Source organism: Massilia sp. CFBP 13721, assembly GCF_014842025.1.
In the GTDB taxonomy this organism is placed as follows: Bacteria; Pseudomonadota; Gammaproteobacteria; order Burkholderiales; family Burkholderiaceae_D; genus Telluria.
Map to the genome: position 1 here is coordinate 103,943 of NZ_JACYUY010000001.1, position 14,198 is coordinate 118,140.

10 protein-coding genes are annotated in these 14,198 nt (G+C 66.2%); 6 read left to right on the top strand and 4 right to left on the bottom strand.

Annotated features, from left to right (window positions below; genetic code table 11):
- Positions 1 to 6 precede the first annotated feature (6 nt).
- A complete protein-coding gene (gene kdpE, locus IFT60_RS00470) occupies positions 7 to 714 on the top strand; it encodes a two-component system response regulator KdpE (RefSeq protein WP_192048319.1) in 708 nt (235 codons plus the stop codon).
- Between the two features lie 232 nt (positions 715 to 946).
- Here kdpE and IFT60_RS00475 read toward each other — a convergent pair whose 3' ends face one another.
- Complete coding sequence (locus IFT60_RS00475; protein ID WP_192048321.1) at positions 947 to 2,404, bottom strand: Gfo/Idh/MocA family protein; 1,458 nt, start codon at positions 2,402 to 2,404, stop codon at positions 947 to 949.
- Between the two features lie 405 nt (positions 2,405 to 2,809).
- On the opposite strand from IFT60_RS00475, the gene IFT60_RS00480 reads away from it, so the two are divergent.
- Positions 2,810 to 4,900, top strand: a complete 2,091-nt coding sequence (locus IFT60_RS00480; protein ID WP_192048323.1) for a PAS domain-containing hybrid sensor histidine kinase/response regulator — start codon at positions 2,810 to 2,812, stop codon at positions 4,898 to 4,900.
- Between the two features lie 10 nt (positions 4,901 to 4,910).
- Here the strand turns inward: IFT60_RS00480 and IFT60_RS00485 are convergent, their stop codons facing one another.
- Complete coding sequence (locus tag IFT60_RS00485) at positions 4,911 to 5,672, bottom strand: ZIP family metal transporter (RefSeq protein WP_192048326.1); 762 nt, start codon at positions 5,670 to 5,672, stop codon at positions 4,911 to 4,913.
- A gap of 141 nt (positions 5,673 to 5,813) precedes the next feature.
- Here IFT60_RS00485 and IFT60_RS00490 point away from each other — a divergent pair, with 141 nt between their 5' ends.
- The 3 genes from IFT60_RS00490 to IFT60_RS00500 all read left to right on the top strand — a co-directional run bounded on the left by IFT60_RS00490 (position 5,814) and on the right by IFT60_RS00500 (position 9,766).
- Positions 5,814 to 7,205 carry a metallophosphoesterase family protein gene (locus tag IFT60_RS00490; RefSeq protein WP_192048329.1) on the top strand — a complete coding sequence of 464 codons (1,392 nt, stop codon included), beginning with the start codon at positions 5,814 to 5,816 and terminating at the stop codon, positions 7,203 to 7,205.
- A 212-nt stretch (positions 7,206 to 7,417) separates the two neighbouring features.
- Positions 7,418 to 8,638: a cation:proton antiporter gene (locus tag IFT60_RS00495; RefSeq protein ID WP_192048331.1), complete on the top strand. Its 1,221-nt coding sequence runs from the start codon at positions 7,418 to 7,420 to the stop codon at positions 8,636 to 8,638.
- 3 nt (positions 8,639 to 8,641) lie between these two features.
- Positions 8,642 to 9,766 carry a YbdK family carboxylate-amine ligase gene (locus IFT60_RS00500; RefSeq protein ID WP_192048334.1) on the top strand — a complete coding sequence of 375 codons (1,125 nt, stop codon included), beginning with the start codon at positions 8,642 to 8,644 and terminating at the stop codon, positions 9,764 to 9,766.
- Between the two features lie 385 nt (positions 9,767 to 10,151).
- Here the strand turns inward: IFT60_RS00500 and IFT60_RS00505 are convergent, their stop codons facing one another.
- Together IFT60_RS00505 and IFT60_RS00510 are read right to left on the bottom strand one after the other, a co-directional pair.
- Positions 10,152 to 10,751, bottom strand: a complete 600-nt coding sequence (locus tag IFT60_RS00505) for a PEP-CTERM sorting domain-containing protein (protein ID WP_192048336.1) — start codon at positions 10,749 to 10,751, stop codon at positions 10,152 to 10,154.
- A 160-nt stretch (positions 10,752 to 10,911) separates the two neighbouring features.
- Complete coding sequence (locus IFT60_RS00510; protein WP_192048338.1) at positions 10,912 to 11,406, bottom strand: MarR family winged helix-turn-helix transcriptional regulator; 495 nt, start codon at positions 11,404 to 11,406, stop codon at positions 10,912 to 10,914.
- A 120-nt stretch (positions 11,407 to 11,526) separates the two neighbouring features.
- On the opposite strand from IFT60_RS00510, the gene IFT60_RS00515 reads away from it, so the two are divergent.
- Positions 11,527 to 13,950 carry a penicillin-binding protein 1A gene (locus tag IFT60_RS00515; protein WP_192048340.1) on the top strand — a complete coding sequence of 808 codons (2,424 nt, stop codon included), beginning with the start codon at positions 11,527 to 11,529 and terminating at the stop codon, positions 13,948 to 13,950.
- Positions 13,951 to 14,198 lie beyond the last annotated feature (248 nt).

The window sequence follows — 14,198 nt, forward strand, 5'->3', positions numbered from 1 at the left end:
AGTTGAATGACTGCGAATGCATTGGCGCCGTTGGCCTTGTTAGTGGAAGACGAGCCGCAGATCCGCCGTTTCGTGCGCGCCGCGCTCGAGGAAGAAGGCTGGCAGGTGCACGAGGCGGCCACCGCCCGGCGCGGCCTGGCCGACGCCGGCACGCGCAGCCCGGACCTGGTGATCCTCGACCTCGGCCTGCCCGACGGCGACGGCGTCGACCTGATCCACGACCTGCGCACCTGGTCGGGCGTGCCGGTGATCGTGCTGTCGGCGCGCGCGGGCGAGGCCGACAAGATCGCCGCGCTCGACGCCGGCGCCGACGACTATCTCACCAAGCCATTTGGTGTGGGCGAGCTGCAGGCCCGGGTACGGGCGACGCTGCGCCGCCGGCGCCAGCCGGACCTGGCCGACGCAGGCGTTGTGCGTTTCGGTGACGTCGCCGTCGACCTGAAGGACCGGCGCGTCACCAGGGGCGGCGCCGGCGTGCACCTGACGCCGACCGAATTCAAGCTGCTGGCAGTATTAGTGGCGAGCGCCGGCCGGATGCTGACCAACCCGCAGCTGTTGCGCGCGGTGTGGGGGCCGTCGCATCTCGAAGACGGGCATTACCTGCGCATCTACATGGGGCATTTGCGCCACAAACTGGAAGACGATCCGGCGCAGCCGCGGTATTTGCTGACCGAGACGGGAGTGGGGTATCGGCTCGTGATCACGAGCATCTGAGCCGGCATGGCGCGGACGTAGGGTGGACTCCGTCCACGCGTAAACGTCGCACAGCCAACTGCTGCTCCGAAGCCGGCGCCGCAGGCCCTTCAAGCGTCACGCGTGGACGGAGTCCACCCTACATTTGCGCCGTGCTGGCAATACGGCAAATATCCGATCTAAAGCGAGTATTGACGGGGTATCAATCATCGAATGCGGATTCGTGACGCCCCATTACGAATCCGCCACCGCATCACGGAATCTTGATCCGGATCGGCATCGGCACCGGCGTGCTGCGGTCCGGCATCGGCGCGCGGTCGGGCGGGGCCAGGCCGGTCACCAGGTCGGCGATGCGTACGGTCTGGCCGGTGGCGAAGCATTTGTTGGCGGCGATGCCGACCAGGGCCGACCAGGCGCCGGCGCGTTCGTCGGAGACGCGCTTGTACTTGTCGGGCGGCGCCTCGCCGAAGATTTCGGTCAGCATGACGTCGTCGCCGCCGCCATGGCTGCCCTTGCCGGTCCAGGGTTCGATGTCGCGCGCCTGGCCGCGGATCGGGATGATGCGGATCGAGACGTTCTCGTTGCCGCTCTGGACCTTGGCCGCGCCCGCCGCGCCGCCGGATTCGACGATGCGGTGCTCGAGGCGGCCCTTGGTGCCGTTGAAGGCGATGTGATAACCCTCCCAGGCGTCGTAGGCCGACAGCGCGTAGTTCAGGTGGGCGCCGTTGTCGTAGCGGACCATGACGTTCATCGTGTCTTCGATGTCGATGTCCGGACGCCATACGCAACGGTCGCGGTAGTAGCCGTCGAACTTTTCGTTATCGAGGTAGATGGCTTTCAGGCCCGGGTCGGCGGCGAGGTCGAAGTAGAAGCTGCACTTCTGCTTTTCCGGGCAGGTCAGGCAGCGCTCGTGCGGACCGGACAGGCCCATGCGGCGCGCCGTCTCGGGCGTGTAGAACTGGCGCGAGCCGAAGGCATGCACACTTTCCGGCTGGGCGCCGAGCCACCAGTTGACCAGGTCGAAGTGGTGGGTTGCCTTGTGCACCATCAGCCCGCCCGAATTGGCCTTGTTGGCGTGCCAGCGGCGGAAGTAGTCGGCGCCGTGCACGGTATTGAGGAGCCAGGTGAAGTCGACCGAGATCACGTCGCCGATCTCGCCCGACATCAGGAGGTCCTTGATCTGGGAACGCGGCGGCGAATAGCGGTAGTTGAAGGTGACGCGGATGTGGCGCCCGCTGCGCTTGACGGCGTCGAGGATGCGCTGCGCCTTTTCGGCGGTGGTCGTCATCGGCTTCTCGGTGATCACGTCGCAGCCGGCGTCGAGCGCGCGCACGATGTAGTCGTCATGGCTGGCGTCGGTGGTGGTGACGATCACGTACTGCGGCTTCGTCTCCTTGATCATGCGGTCGAAATCGGACGCCGCAAAGGCGAGCGGCGCGCTCTTGCCGGTCGCGGTGATGGTCTTCACCGCGAGCGAGGCGCGGCCGGCGTTGCGGTCGCAGATGCCGACGATCTCGTTGTTGTCGCTGAACTTGTCGGTGATGGCGCGTGTGAACATGCGTGCGCGCGAGCCGACGCCCACGACCGCATAGCGCTTGCGCGACGACGATGCCGCCGACCATGCGGGCGCGCCCGCCAGCAGCAGGCCGGCCGCGCCGGCCGCCTTCAAGACCGTGCGCCGGCCGAACGTACGCCCATTCTCTTCATTCATTGCTGTCTCCTGTCGTTGTTATGTAGCAGTACGAGCGCGCCTTGCGCCTTGAACCGCTCAGGCCGATAGTAGCGCCGAAGGGTAGAAGTGGCAAGACCACTTTATCGTTTTGGTTGGACAGAAATGCTTGAGGTGAACTGGCCGAAACAGTGAGTGGTGCGTCAATTCCGACAGATAGGCCATGCAGGATGACCGGGAATGCATCACCAGCCACATCGACAGCACCTTGATTGCAGGAAATCGGTAAAATTACGGCAAATTGCCGTTCCACAGTCCGAACGTGAGTGATCGCATGACGCGCGTCGATGCGACTCCCGCAATCTCTTCAGAAACAGATGCGGTGCGCTGCCGGATGGCAGGCGGCGCGCCGGGCCTGGCAGCCTGACAAGCAGGAAAGAACCTTACATGTTGTGGTTTGATTTTGGGTCTGCGGCAGCAGGCATGCTCGGCGGGATCGCCATTGGCGTACTTGCCTGCGTCCTCTGGTCGAAGCGCCGGACGGACGCCCCGGCGCCGGCCATGCGGGCCGACGAACGCCGCGAAGACCTCGCCAACCGGCTCGAGGCCTACAAGGACATCATCGACTCCGCGGGAATCGGCACGTTTTTCTGGGACCTCAAGAGCGACACCGTGCGCTGGTCGCGTCATCATTACGCCATCTTCGGCTGGCCCGTCGACGCGCCCGATGCTCCCGTCTCGCACGCGATGTTCAGGGAACGCCTCCATCCGGACGACGCGGCGACGGTCGATGCCGCGATCAGGGATGCGCTGCGCGAGGGCACCGGCTACCGGCTCCGCTTCCGGATTCGCCTTCCCGACGCCAGGGTCCGGCATATCCACGGCAGTGGCCGGGTCATCTTCCACAAGGACGGGACGCCCGCCGGTATCAATGGCGCCGTGGTCGACATCAGCCAGGCTGCCGAGGCGCAGAACGCCACGCGCCAGCGCGAGCTCGATTTCGCCGCGTTTGCCGCCAACCTGCCCGACGTCGTCGGCCGCTTCGACCGCGAGCGGCGCTGCCTGTCGATGTCGCCGCGCATCGAGGCGCTGACCGGCTACGCCCCGGAATACTTCGTGGGGAAACGCTTCGATGAGCCGGGCATGGAACCGCTCCTTGCGCGGCGCTGGGACGCGGTGCTCGAGGATGTCGTACGCAACAAGCGCGCGCGCGAGTTCGATTACGGTTATACCGATCAGTATGGCAAGGAGCGTTTTTTCATCACGCGCGTGTTCCCGTCGATCGACCAGGAAGGAAACGTCGACACCGTGCTGACCGTATCGACCGATCACACCGAGCGCGAACGCGACGCGCAGCGCGTGCGTGCGGACGGTGTGCAGCTGCAGGAAGCCGACGTGCGCAAGAACGAGTATCTGGCGACGCTGGCGCACGAGCTGCGCGGCCCGCTGGCGCCGATCTCGTCGGCGGCGCAACTGATCAAATTTTCCAAAGACCGCGACGTGCGCAGCCGGGCGCGCGAAGTCATCGAGCGGCAGGTAAAGCAGCTGGCGGGCCTGGTGGACGACTTGATGGAAGTCGGACGCATCAGCTCCGGAAAACTGGAAATCGACAAGGCGCCCGTTCTTCTCCAGCACGTCATCGCCCAGGCGATGGAGAGCGTGCAGCCCTTGTTCAGGCAGAAGGAGCAGCCCTTGAACTGTGAGGTGCCCGAGGCGCCGATATGGATCGAGGGCGATTCGCTGCGGCTGGTCCAGGTGTTCGCGAACCTGTTGACGAACGCGTCGAAATATTCGCCGGCACACAAGCCGGTGTCGATCCGTTGCCGTCCCGACGAACGCGCGGCCGTCGTAGATGTATGCGACCAGGGCATCGGGCTGTCCGCCGCGTCGATCGATCATGTCTTCGACCTGTTCACCCAGGTGCATGCAACCGGTGTCCACGCGCAGGGTGGCCTCGGCATCGGCCTGAACCTGGTGAAGAAACTGGTCGGCCTGCATGGGGGCGAAGTATCCGCGGCCAGCGCGGGACTGGACAGGGGAAGCTGCTTCACGGTCGTATTGCCGCGCATGGAAGCACAGGAGGATGCCGCGGCGCCGAGCGCCACGGACATGCCGACGGCAGATGCGCTGCGCGTGCTTGTCGTCGACGACAACGTCGATGGCGCGACCACGCTGGCGCTGCTGCTCGAGGCCCTTGGCCATACATCGGTTCTCGCGTTCAACGGGCTCGAAGGCGTGGCGCTGGCAGCGTCCGAGCCGATCGACATGGCCTTCCTCGACCTGGGTCTGCCGGACATCAGCGGCATCCAGGTGGCGCTCAGGATCAGGGGGATGCCGCAGGGCCGCAAGTTGCCGCTGGTCGCGCTCACTGGCCTCGGCCGCGACCAGGACCGCGACATGACGACAGCGGCGCAGTTCAATGAACACCTGACCAAGCCGCTCGATATCGCCGACCTGTTACGGATCACCCGCGATGTGGCGAACCGAAAACGGGCCGCCTTAGCCGCAGCCGCGGCTGCGGACCGGCCAGGCACCTGACGCCGTCCGCTCAGCCGCCCATCTTGCTGAGCGCAAACGCCGCCAGGAAGCCCATCACCGTGATCAGGCCGGCGAAATCGTGGGCTTCGTCGAAGGCTTCGGGAATCATGGTGTCGGCCAGCATCGCCAGGATGGCCCCGGCAGCCACCGCCGTGGTGGCGGCGACCGTGGCGGGCGAGACGCCTTCGAACAGGGTGTAGCCGGCCAGCGCCGACAGGCCCGAGGCCAGCGCGATCGCGCCCCAGATGCCGAAGATGTAGCCGGCGCTGCGCCCGGCCTTTTTCATGCCGGCCGCGCTCGACAAGCCTTCCGGCACGTTCGAGAGAAAGATCGCCGCCACCGCGACCAGGCTGACCTTGCCGCCGCCCAGCATCGACAGGCCGATCACGATCGATTCCGGGATGCCGTCGAGCAGGGCGCCGACCGCGATGGCGCTGCCGCTGCCGCCATGCTCGGCTTCGCTCGGCTGGCCGCCGGAGCGCTTGCGGTGGCGCGCGCCGCCATGGGACAGCCACCAGTTGGCCAGCGTGTAGACCGTGGCGCCGGCCAGGAAGCCGAACGCGGTCGCGCGAAAGCCGCCGGTCTTGAAGGCTTCGTCCATCAGTTCGAACGACAGCGCGGAAATCAGCACGCCGCTGCCGAAGGCCATGATCGCCGCCACGAGGCGCGGCGGCACTTTTACGCGGTAGCCGACGAAGGCGCCGATCAGCAGCGCCGCGCCCGCGACCAGTCCCCACCATCCCGCCTGCAGCCACATCGGTATCTGATCCATTGCTTCTCCTGTCATTCGCACATCATTTTGTCAAAATCGCTTTGTTAAATGCTATGCGCAAGTGGGAAACGGCCGCGTTCGCCTCGACTTCGTCTTGTCATACCGCTGTGATACATTCGCAACTTTTGCACGGAGAAGCGCATGACCCGGTCTCTTACCGTTCGGATGGCGGCGTTGCTGTCCTCACTGCTTTTGGCTGGCTGCGCCGGCATGGTGGCCGATCCCGGTCCGGACGACGTCGCCTTTGTCGTGCTCGGCGAGGATGGGGCGGCGACGGCGCGCCTGATCACGACGGCGCCGACGTGTCCGCCGCTGGTCGTCGACAACCGCGCCATGCCGATGCGGGTGCGCGTGCCCAGGTCGAGCATCCCGGCGCGCCCTGGCCAGCCGCACACGCCGCCATCCAGCGCCATGCTGACGTGCGAGGCGCCGATCGCGGCGGGTAGCGTCATCGCCAGCGTGGCCGGCATTGCCTTGCCGGTGCCGCAGGCCGCGCCGCGCCGCATCGTCGTCATCGGCGACACCGGCTGCCGCCTGAAGGGCAGCGCGGCGCAGGACTGCAACGACCCGGCGCGCTTTCCGTTCGCGCAGGTCGCCGCCCGTGCCGCCGAGTTCAAGCCCGACCTGGTGATTCACGTCGGCGATTACCATTACCGCGAAGACCCGTGCCCGGCCGGCCAGGCCGGCTGCGCCGGCAGTCCCTACGGCTACGGCTACGACGCCTGGGCGGCCGATTTCTTCACCCCGGCGCGCAAGCTGTTCGCCGCCGCGCCCTGGGTGCTGGCGCGCGGCAACCACGAAAATTGCAGCCGCGCCGGCCAGGGCTGGTGGCGCTGGCTCGACCCGCGCCCGTTCGAGGCAGGGCGCGATTGCGACCGGCCTGCGGACGATGCACGCGGCGAACACAGCGATCCGTACGCGGTGCCGCTCGGCGGCGGCGCGCAACTGATCGTGTTCGACACCGCCAACACCAATTACAAGGGCTTGCCGAAGAGCGATCCGCGCCGCGCCGCGTATGCCGACAGCTATCGCAAGATCGATGCGCTGGCAGGGCGCGCGCGCTACAACATCGGCGTCGACCACCATCCGTTGTTCGCCTTCGGCGCCAACCGCGACGCCAGGACCGGCGAGATCACCCTGTTCGGCGGCGACCGCGGCTTGCTCGACGCCTTTGGCGACGTCGACCCCGGCTACCTGCCGCCCTCGATCTCGATGCTGCTGTCGGGCCACGTGCACCTGTGGGAGCAGACCAGCTTCGCCAGCGCCCATCCGACCCAGTTCGTGGCCGGCTTTTCCGGCACCGCCGAAGACATCGTGCCGTTGCCGGCCGCGCCGCCCGCGGGTGTGGGTCCCGCACCTGGCGCCATCGTCGAACACATGAGTTCGTGGATCGACGGTTTCGGCTTCATGACGCTCGAGCGCACCGGGCCGGACGCCTGGCTCGCCAAGGTGTGGGATCTCGACGGACGCGAGCGCAACAGCTGCAAGGTGGAGGGCAAGAAGTCGCGCTGCGCGGTGGCGCAGGTCCGATGACTGCGGATATGTTCGCACAAATATAGTTGCCAATAGAATATATCTCAGGCAATATGGGCTTGTTTCGAGCACCTCCCTCCGGGTGGCGCCCGATCAGCAGCGAGACGTTCACGCGGCTCTTTTGAGCCCCCGGGCCTTCCGGGGGCTGTTTTTTAGCGGGAGCGCACCGCCCGGTGCGAACGCAGTTCTCCCGCCCATCGACGAGGATTCCCATGCCCGAATCTCTGCCCAACTACGCCGATCTCGGCCTGCAACTTGCCTGGCCGCTGGCCATCGCCCTGGCTTGGATGGCCGGCGAACTGATTTTCCGCTGGACCGCGCTGCCGCGCATCGCCGTCTACGGCCTCGGCGGCTTCGTGTTCGGCAACCTGGCCGCCGGTTACCTGCCGCCGTCCGAATCGAAGAACTTCATGCTGCTGGCGAACCTGGGCTTCGGCCTGATCCTGTTCGAACTCGGCTACCGCATCAACCTGCGCTGGCTGCGCAGCAATCCGTGGATCGTCGCCACCTCGGTGCTGGAAGCGGTGCTGACCTTCGCCGCCGTCTACCTGGTCGCCGGCATGTTCGGCATGGAGCGCCTGCCGGCCGCGCTGACCGCCTCGCTGGCGATGTCGAGTTCGCCGGCGGGCCTGCTGCGCGTGCTCAACGAGCAGGGCGCGGCCGGGCAGGTGACCGAGCGCGCCATGCACCTGACCGCGCTCAATTGCGTGATGGCCGTGTTCACCTTCAACGTGGTGGTCGGCATCGGCGTGTTCCAGACCTCGGGCGACCTGGCCCACGCGGCCGGCAGCAGCCTGCTGGTGCTGGGCGCGTCGAGCGTGCTCGGCGCCCTGTTCGGCGCGCTGGTGCCGCTCTGGCTGCGCATGATTGCCGTAGTTCGCCACACTGCGCACGACACCGCGCGCGACGCCACGCTCGCCTTTGCCTTGGCCGTGGTGCTGCTGGTGGCCGTCACCACCGTGCTGCAGTTCTCGCCTGTACTGGCGGCATTGACGTTTGGCCTGGTCGCGCGCCACCGCCGCATCGCGCTGTCGCCGGCGCAGCGCAATTTCGGCGTGCTGGGCGACTTGCTGGCCGTGCTGATGTTCTTTTTTGTGGCCACCAAGGTCGAGGTCGAGCACCTGGGCGGCGGCATCGCCCTCGGCCTGCTGCTGGTCATCGTGCGCGGCCTGGTGAAAGTCGGTGTGTGCACCGCCTTTGCGCGCGCCTCCGGCATCTCGGCGAAGAAGGGCGCGCTGTCGGGCCTGGCGCTCACGCCGATGGCGGTGTTCGCCATCCTGCTGATGGAGCAGACGCGCTGGATCGGCGTCGATCTGTTCGACAGCCTGGCGCCGCTGGCGGCGGTGATGCTGCTGCTCGACGTGCTCGGGCCGATCCTGACCCAGCGCGCCGTCGTCTGGGCCGACGAAACCCGCAACACCAAGGAGGCATAAATCATGGCACTGCCACCATTCGCACAATCGCATTCGCTCACCATGGGCGTCGAACTCGAGCTGCAGCTGGTCAGCCTGTCCGACTTCGACCTCGTCGCCGCCTCGCCCGACATGCTCGAACTGCTGGAACGTGCGCCGTTTCCCGGTAACGTCACGCCCGAGATCACCGAGAGCATGCTCGAGATTAATTCGAGCGTGCATACGCACCATGGCGAATTGCTGAAGGAACTGCGCGAGATCCGCGACACGCTCTTGCGGGCAGGAGACCGCCTGAATGTCGGCATCTGCGGCGGTGGCACGCACCCGTTCCAGCAGTGGTCGCAACGTAAAATCTTTTCCAAGCCGCGCTTTCGCGAAGTCTCGGCGCTGTACGGCTACCTGGCCAAGCAGTTCACGGTGTTCGGCCAGCACGTGCACATCGGCTGCGCCTCGGGCGACCAGGCCCTGTACCTGCTACATGCGCTGAACCGCTACATCCCGCATTTCATCGCGCTCTCGAGTTCGTCGCCCTTCCTGCAGGGCAGCGACACCCAGTTCAACTCGGCGCGCCTGAACAGCGTGTTCGCCTTTCCGCTGTCCGGGCGGGCGCCCTTTATCCTCAGCTGGGAAGCCTTCGAGCGCGATTACTTCCGGCGCATGGAAAACACCGGCATCGTGCGCAGCATGAAGGACTTTTACTGGGACCTGCGCCCGAAACCCGAGTACGGCACCATCGAACTGCGCGTCTGCGACACCCCGCTGACGGTCGAGCGCGCGGCGGCGCTGGCCTGCTACCTGCAGGCGCTGTGCCGCTATCTGCTCGAAGGGAACGAGCCGCCGCCGCTCGAAGACGACTACCTGGTCTACAACTACAACCGCTTCCAGGCCTGCCGCTTCGGCCTCGACGGCACCCTGGTGCACCCGCAAAGCCACGAAACGATCTCGCTGCGCGAAGACATCCTGACCACCCTGCGCCGGCTCGAGCCCCATGCCAAGGCGCTCGGCAGCGAAGCGGCGCTGGACCACCTCTACCGCGAGACGCATACCGGCAGCGACGCGCAGACGCTGCGCAATGCGTATGCGGAGGCGGGCAGTACCGAGGGAATTGTCGATGCGGCGCTGCGGCGCTTTCGCGAGGACACGGAGTAAGATTACCGAGAGCGGACGCAAAAAAAAGCCCGCCGCGGCGGGTAATACCGTTCAGTCAAGCCTGGGCGAAATGACTGTCAGCGGTGAACCGGGCCACACTGGCTGAGTTTCGTTAATCGTAGGGTGGACTCTTGAGTCCACGGCCGTTTCGTTTCACTCCCACACGCTGGCGTCAGCCCGTAAGTACGAGCTCCAGGACTAGGTGGCGCATTTCGATGTGCATGAAAAGGGCCGTGGACGGAGCGGTTCGCCGCCCGGTCCACCCTACGTATCGCGCGATTCGCATTTCGCGACAGAGAGTGGCACTAGCTGAAATGCGTAACACGCCACGCAACTGAACGGCATTACGCTGTCGCGGGCTTTTTTATGTCCGTACCGAAGATGATCAGGCGCGGCGGCGGCGCGCGACCAGGCCGACCAGGCCCAGGCTCAGCAGGGCCAGCGAAGCCGGCTCCGGGACGGCGGTCACGCTGACGTTGTCCAGCACGCCGTCGATCGATACGGTGCGGTTGGTCGCCAGGTCGGAAAAACGCAGCGTGGTGGCGGTGCCGTTGGCGCCGAAGTTGAAGCTGAAGCTGCCCAGGGCGCCGTTCGAGCCGCCGGCGACGGTCTTCGACGCCAGCAGGGTCGTGCCGTCGGCGCCGAAGACCGAGGCCAGCAGCGACTGGCCGCAGCTGCTCGTGCAGGAAGTTGCGCCGAAGTCGAAGTTCACCGTGTATTGCGCGCGGGTGGTGGTGACGAAACTCTGCCAGATGCTGCCGTTCGGGGTGCTGTCGCCGCCATTGAATGCCACGACGTTGCTGCCGTTCTGGGCCGGGTTGCCGGCGCCGAAGTACGAGCTGTTGCCGATGCGGGCGATATCGACGTTGCCGCTCTTGTTCCAGCTGGTCAGGCCGGCTTCGAAATTGCCGTTCAGGATAGGGCCGGCGCTGGCGCCGACGGTGGCGAACAGGGCGGCGGCGGCGAACAAGGTTTTGACAAACATGACTAACTCCAGGTTGGAAAAGAATGTTTGATATAAAGCAATGTTCATGCCAATATGGAAATAATGAACTTATTCAAGTACTTGGATTGGCATCCTGATAAATCTCATTGTCTATTGTAAAGTTTTCCGACAGGAAATGACTAGGGTGGCGTCGTCCTGGTCAAAGATGCGCCAACGGGACCTGTGCGCCGGCTTCGTCCGCCGCCAGTAGCGTGATCAGGCGCGCCAGGTCCGCTTCCATCCGCTGCAAAGTCGCGTCGTCGAGGCTCGACAGGGCATCCGGCAGCACACCGGCGAAGGGCAAGGGAGCACGCCGCAGCAATTCATCCGCAGCGGGCAGGGCGCGCAACGCCACGCCGCGGCGGTCGACGCCTTCGCGCGCGGCCGAGATCAGGCCGCGCTGGGTGAGGGTGCGCACCAGGTTGCTGGCGGTGGACTGGTGGATATCCAATGCGCGCGCCAGTTCGGTGACGCCGATGCCGGGTGTTTGCGCGATCACCGACAGCGCCCACAGTTGCGCGCCACCGAGGCCGGCTTCGCGCTCGACCTGGCGGAAATGGGTTTTCACGGAGTTGAAGACGATCCGGAACTGGCGCAGGACGCGCGTGGCGGGATCGGGTTCAAGCAGTTCTGCAGGAGGGGACGCTAAGGACATCCCGCCATCATAGCGGAAAGGCCATGGCGCCGCGAGGGCGCACGGTCCGGCGCGGGACGTGACGCGGCGGCGTGGTCGGCTATACTTGGCAAACAAAGGATTAATTGAGCAAGGAAACCAGTGGACCAGGACGAGAAGACCGAGAGTGGCATTCGGCAGCAGGCAAGGGATTTGTTCGGCAGCGCGGGCGGTAAAGCACGTGCCGGCGTGCGCCAGGCGCACGGTTTCATCGAAGGGCGTCCGCGCCACCAGCAGGCGCTGATCGTCGGCGCCCTGGCGTTGGCGGCGCTGGCCGCGGCCCTGGTCGTCTACCTGATCATCCTGATCCCGCTCACCCCCGGCATCGACGACCTGAAACAGGTCAGCAGCGCGCGCCCGAGCCGGATCCTGTCCGCCGACGGCAAGGAGCTCGGCACCTTCGAGCAGGGCCTGCAGGAGCGCGTCAAGCTGTCGCAAGTCTCGCCGCACGTCGTGAAAGCCCTGATCTCGACCGAGGACCACCGCTTCTACGAGCACCACGGGGTCGACTTCACGCGCATCGCCGGCGCCCTGCTGGCCAGCCTGAAGGGCGATGCCCAGGGCGGCTCGACCATCACCCAGCAGCTGGCGCGCAACATGTTTCCGGACGAGATCGGGCGCGCACGCAGCATCAACCGCAAGCTCAAGGAACTGATCACCGCGATCAAGATCGAGAACACCTACAGCAAGACCGAGATCCTGGAAGCCTACCTGAACACGGTGCCCTTCCTGTACAACGCGCGCGGCATCGAGATGGCGGCGCGCACCTATTTCGGCAAGCCGGCCCTGAAGCTCGACGTGCTGGAAGCGGCCACGTTGGTGGGCATGCTGAAGGGGACCTATTACTACAACCCGGTGACCAACCCGGAACGCTCGCTGGCGCGCCGCAACGTGGTGCTGGGGCAGATGGCCAAGCATGGCGCCTTCAACGAAACCCGCCTTGCCGCCTTGAAGAAGCGTCCGCTGCGCCTGGACTTCGAACGCCTGGCCGAACGCAGCGGCCGCGACAACCACTTCACGGCGCACGTGCGCAAGTGGCTGCTCGAATGGGCCGACGAAAACGACTACGACCTGGCGCTGGACGGCCTGGTGGTGCAGACCACGCTCGACGCCGACCTGCAGGAGGCGGCCCTGCGCGCGGTCGAGAAGCAGGCCGGCGCGCTGCAAGCGGTGGCCGACGTCGAGTGGGCCAATCCGGGCTTGCCGGGGTCGAGCTCGATCGGCACCTATACGTCGATGCGCTCGAGCGTCAAGGCCTTCGACTATTACTGGCACACCCACGGCGCCCAGCTCGACGCCTTCGTGCGCGAGAGCGCGGCCTACCGCAAGGCGGTCGCGGACGGCGAGGCGCCGGCGGCGGCGCTCAAGCGCATCAAGGGCGACCGCGACTTCATGCGCAAGCTGCGCGAATCGAAGGCGCGCCTGGAAGCGGGCTTCGTCGCCATCGACCCGGCCACCGGCGAAGTGAAAGCCTGGGTCGGCAGCCGCGACTTCGCACGCGACCAGTACGACCACGTGGCCCAGGCCGCGCGCCAGCCGGGTTCCACCTTCAAGCCCTTCGTCTACGGCGCCGCGCTGGAAAACGGTATCCCGCCCGAGCAGCCCTACGTCGACGCGGTGATGGACATCCGCGCCGCCGACGGCACGGTCTGGCGCCCGACCGACATGTCCGGCACGACCGGGCGCCAGATGACGATGCGCGACGGCCTGGTGTTCTCGAAGAACACGATCACGGCGCAGGTGATGCGCGACGTCGGCTTGCCGCCGGTGGTGAAACTGGCGCAGAACCTGGGCGTGCGCCAGAGTAAACTGCAACAGGTGCCGTCGCTGGCGCTGGGCACCAGCCCGGTAACCCTGCTCGAGATGGTCAGCAGCTACGCCACCATCGCCGCCCAGGGCGAATACCGCAAACCCGTGTTCGTGCGCCGCATCACGGACCGCGACGGCAACGTGATCGCCGACTTCGCCAACGTTCGTCCCGAACGGGCGATGTCGCAGGCATCGAGCGTGACCCTGATCGACATGCTGCGCGGCGTCGTCAACCGCGGCACCGGCACCGGCGTGCGCTACCGCTTCGGCATCAACGGCGACGTCGCCGGCAAGACCGGCACCACGCAAAACAATGCCGACGGCTGGTTCATCCTGATGCATCCGAACCTGGTGGCCGGCGCCTGGGTCGGCTTCAACGATAACCGCGTGACGATGCGCAGCAGCTACTGGGGGCAGGGCGGCCACAACGCCATCCTGCTGGTGGGCGACTTCTTCAAGACTGCGCTGGACGGCGGCAAGATCGACCGCGACGCCCTGTTCCCGGGCGGCCGCCCACCGGCGCCGCCGCGTCCGCGCGAGGAAGAGACGGAAGAAGAATTCATCGAGCCGGGCGATCTGATCGAAGGCATGCCGGCCGAGCCACCGCCGCCGCAGGAAGAAGGAGCCGTCGAGGACGAGGCCGTGGAAGTGATCGACGCGCCGATGGAAGGCGTGCCGCCACCACCGCCGCAGCCGGTGCCGACGCCGATGTTCTGATGTAGGGTGGACTTCGTCCACGCGTCCGTGCCGATGCGGACCGCACGATTGCCGGAGACCGCGACAATGTGCCCATGGTGTTGCGGGCATGCGATCGCATCCGAATACGGACATGTTGCGGCATGCATGGGTACGACCGCGTGGGCGGAGCCCACCCTACGGTTCACAACCGTTCCAGGTCTTCGAGGGGCGCAAGGTACTCCCGCGTGGATCGGCAGCCCGGAACGCCGAGGTAACGTAGGGTGGAC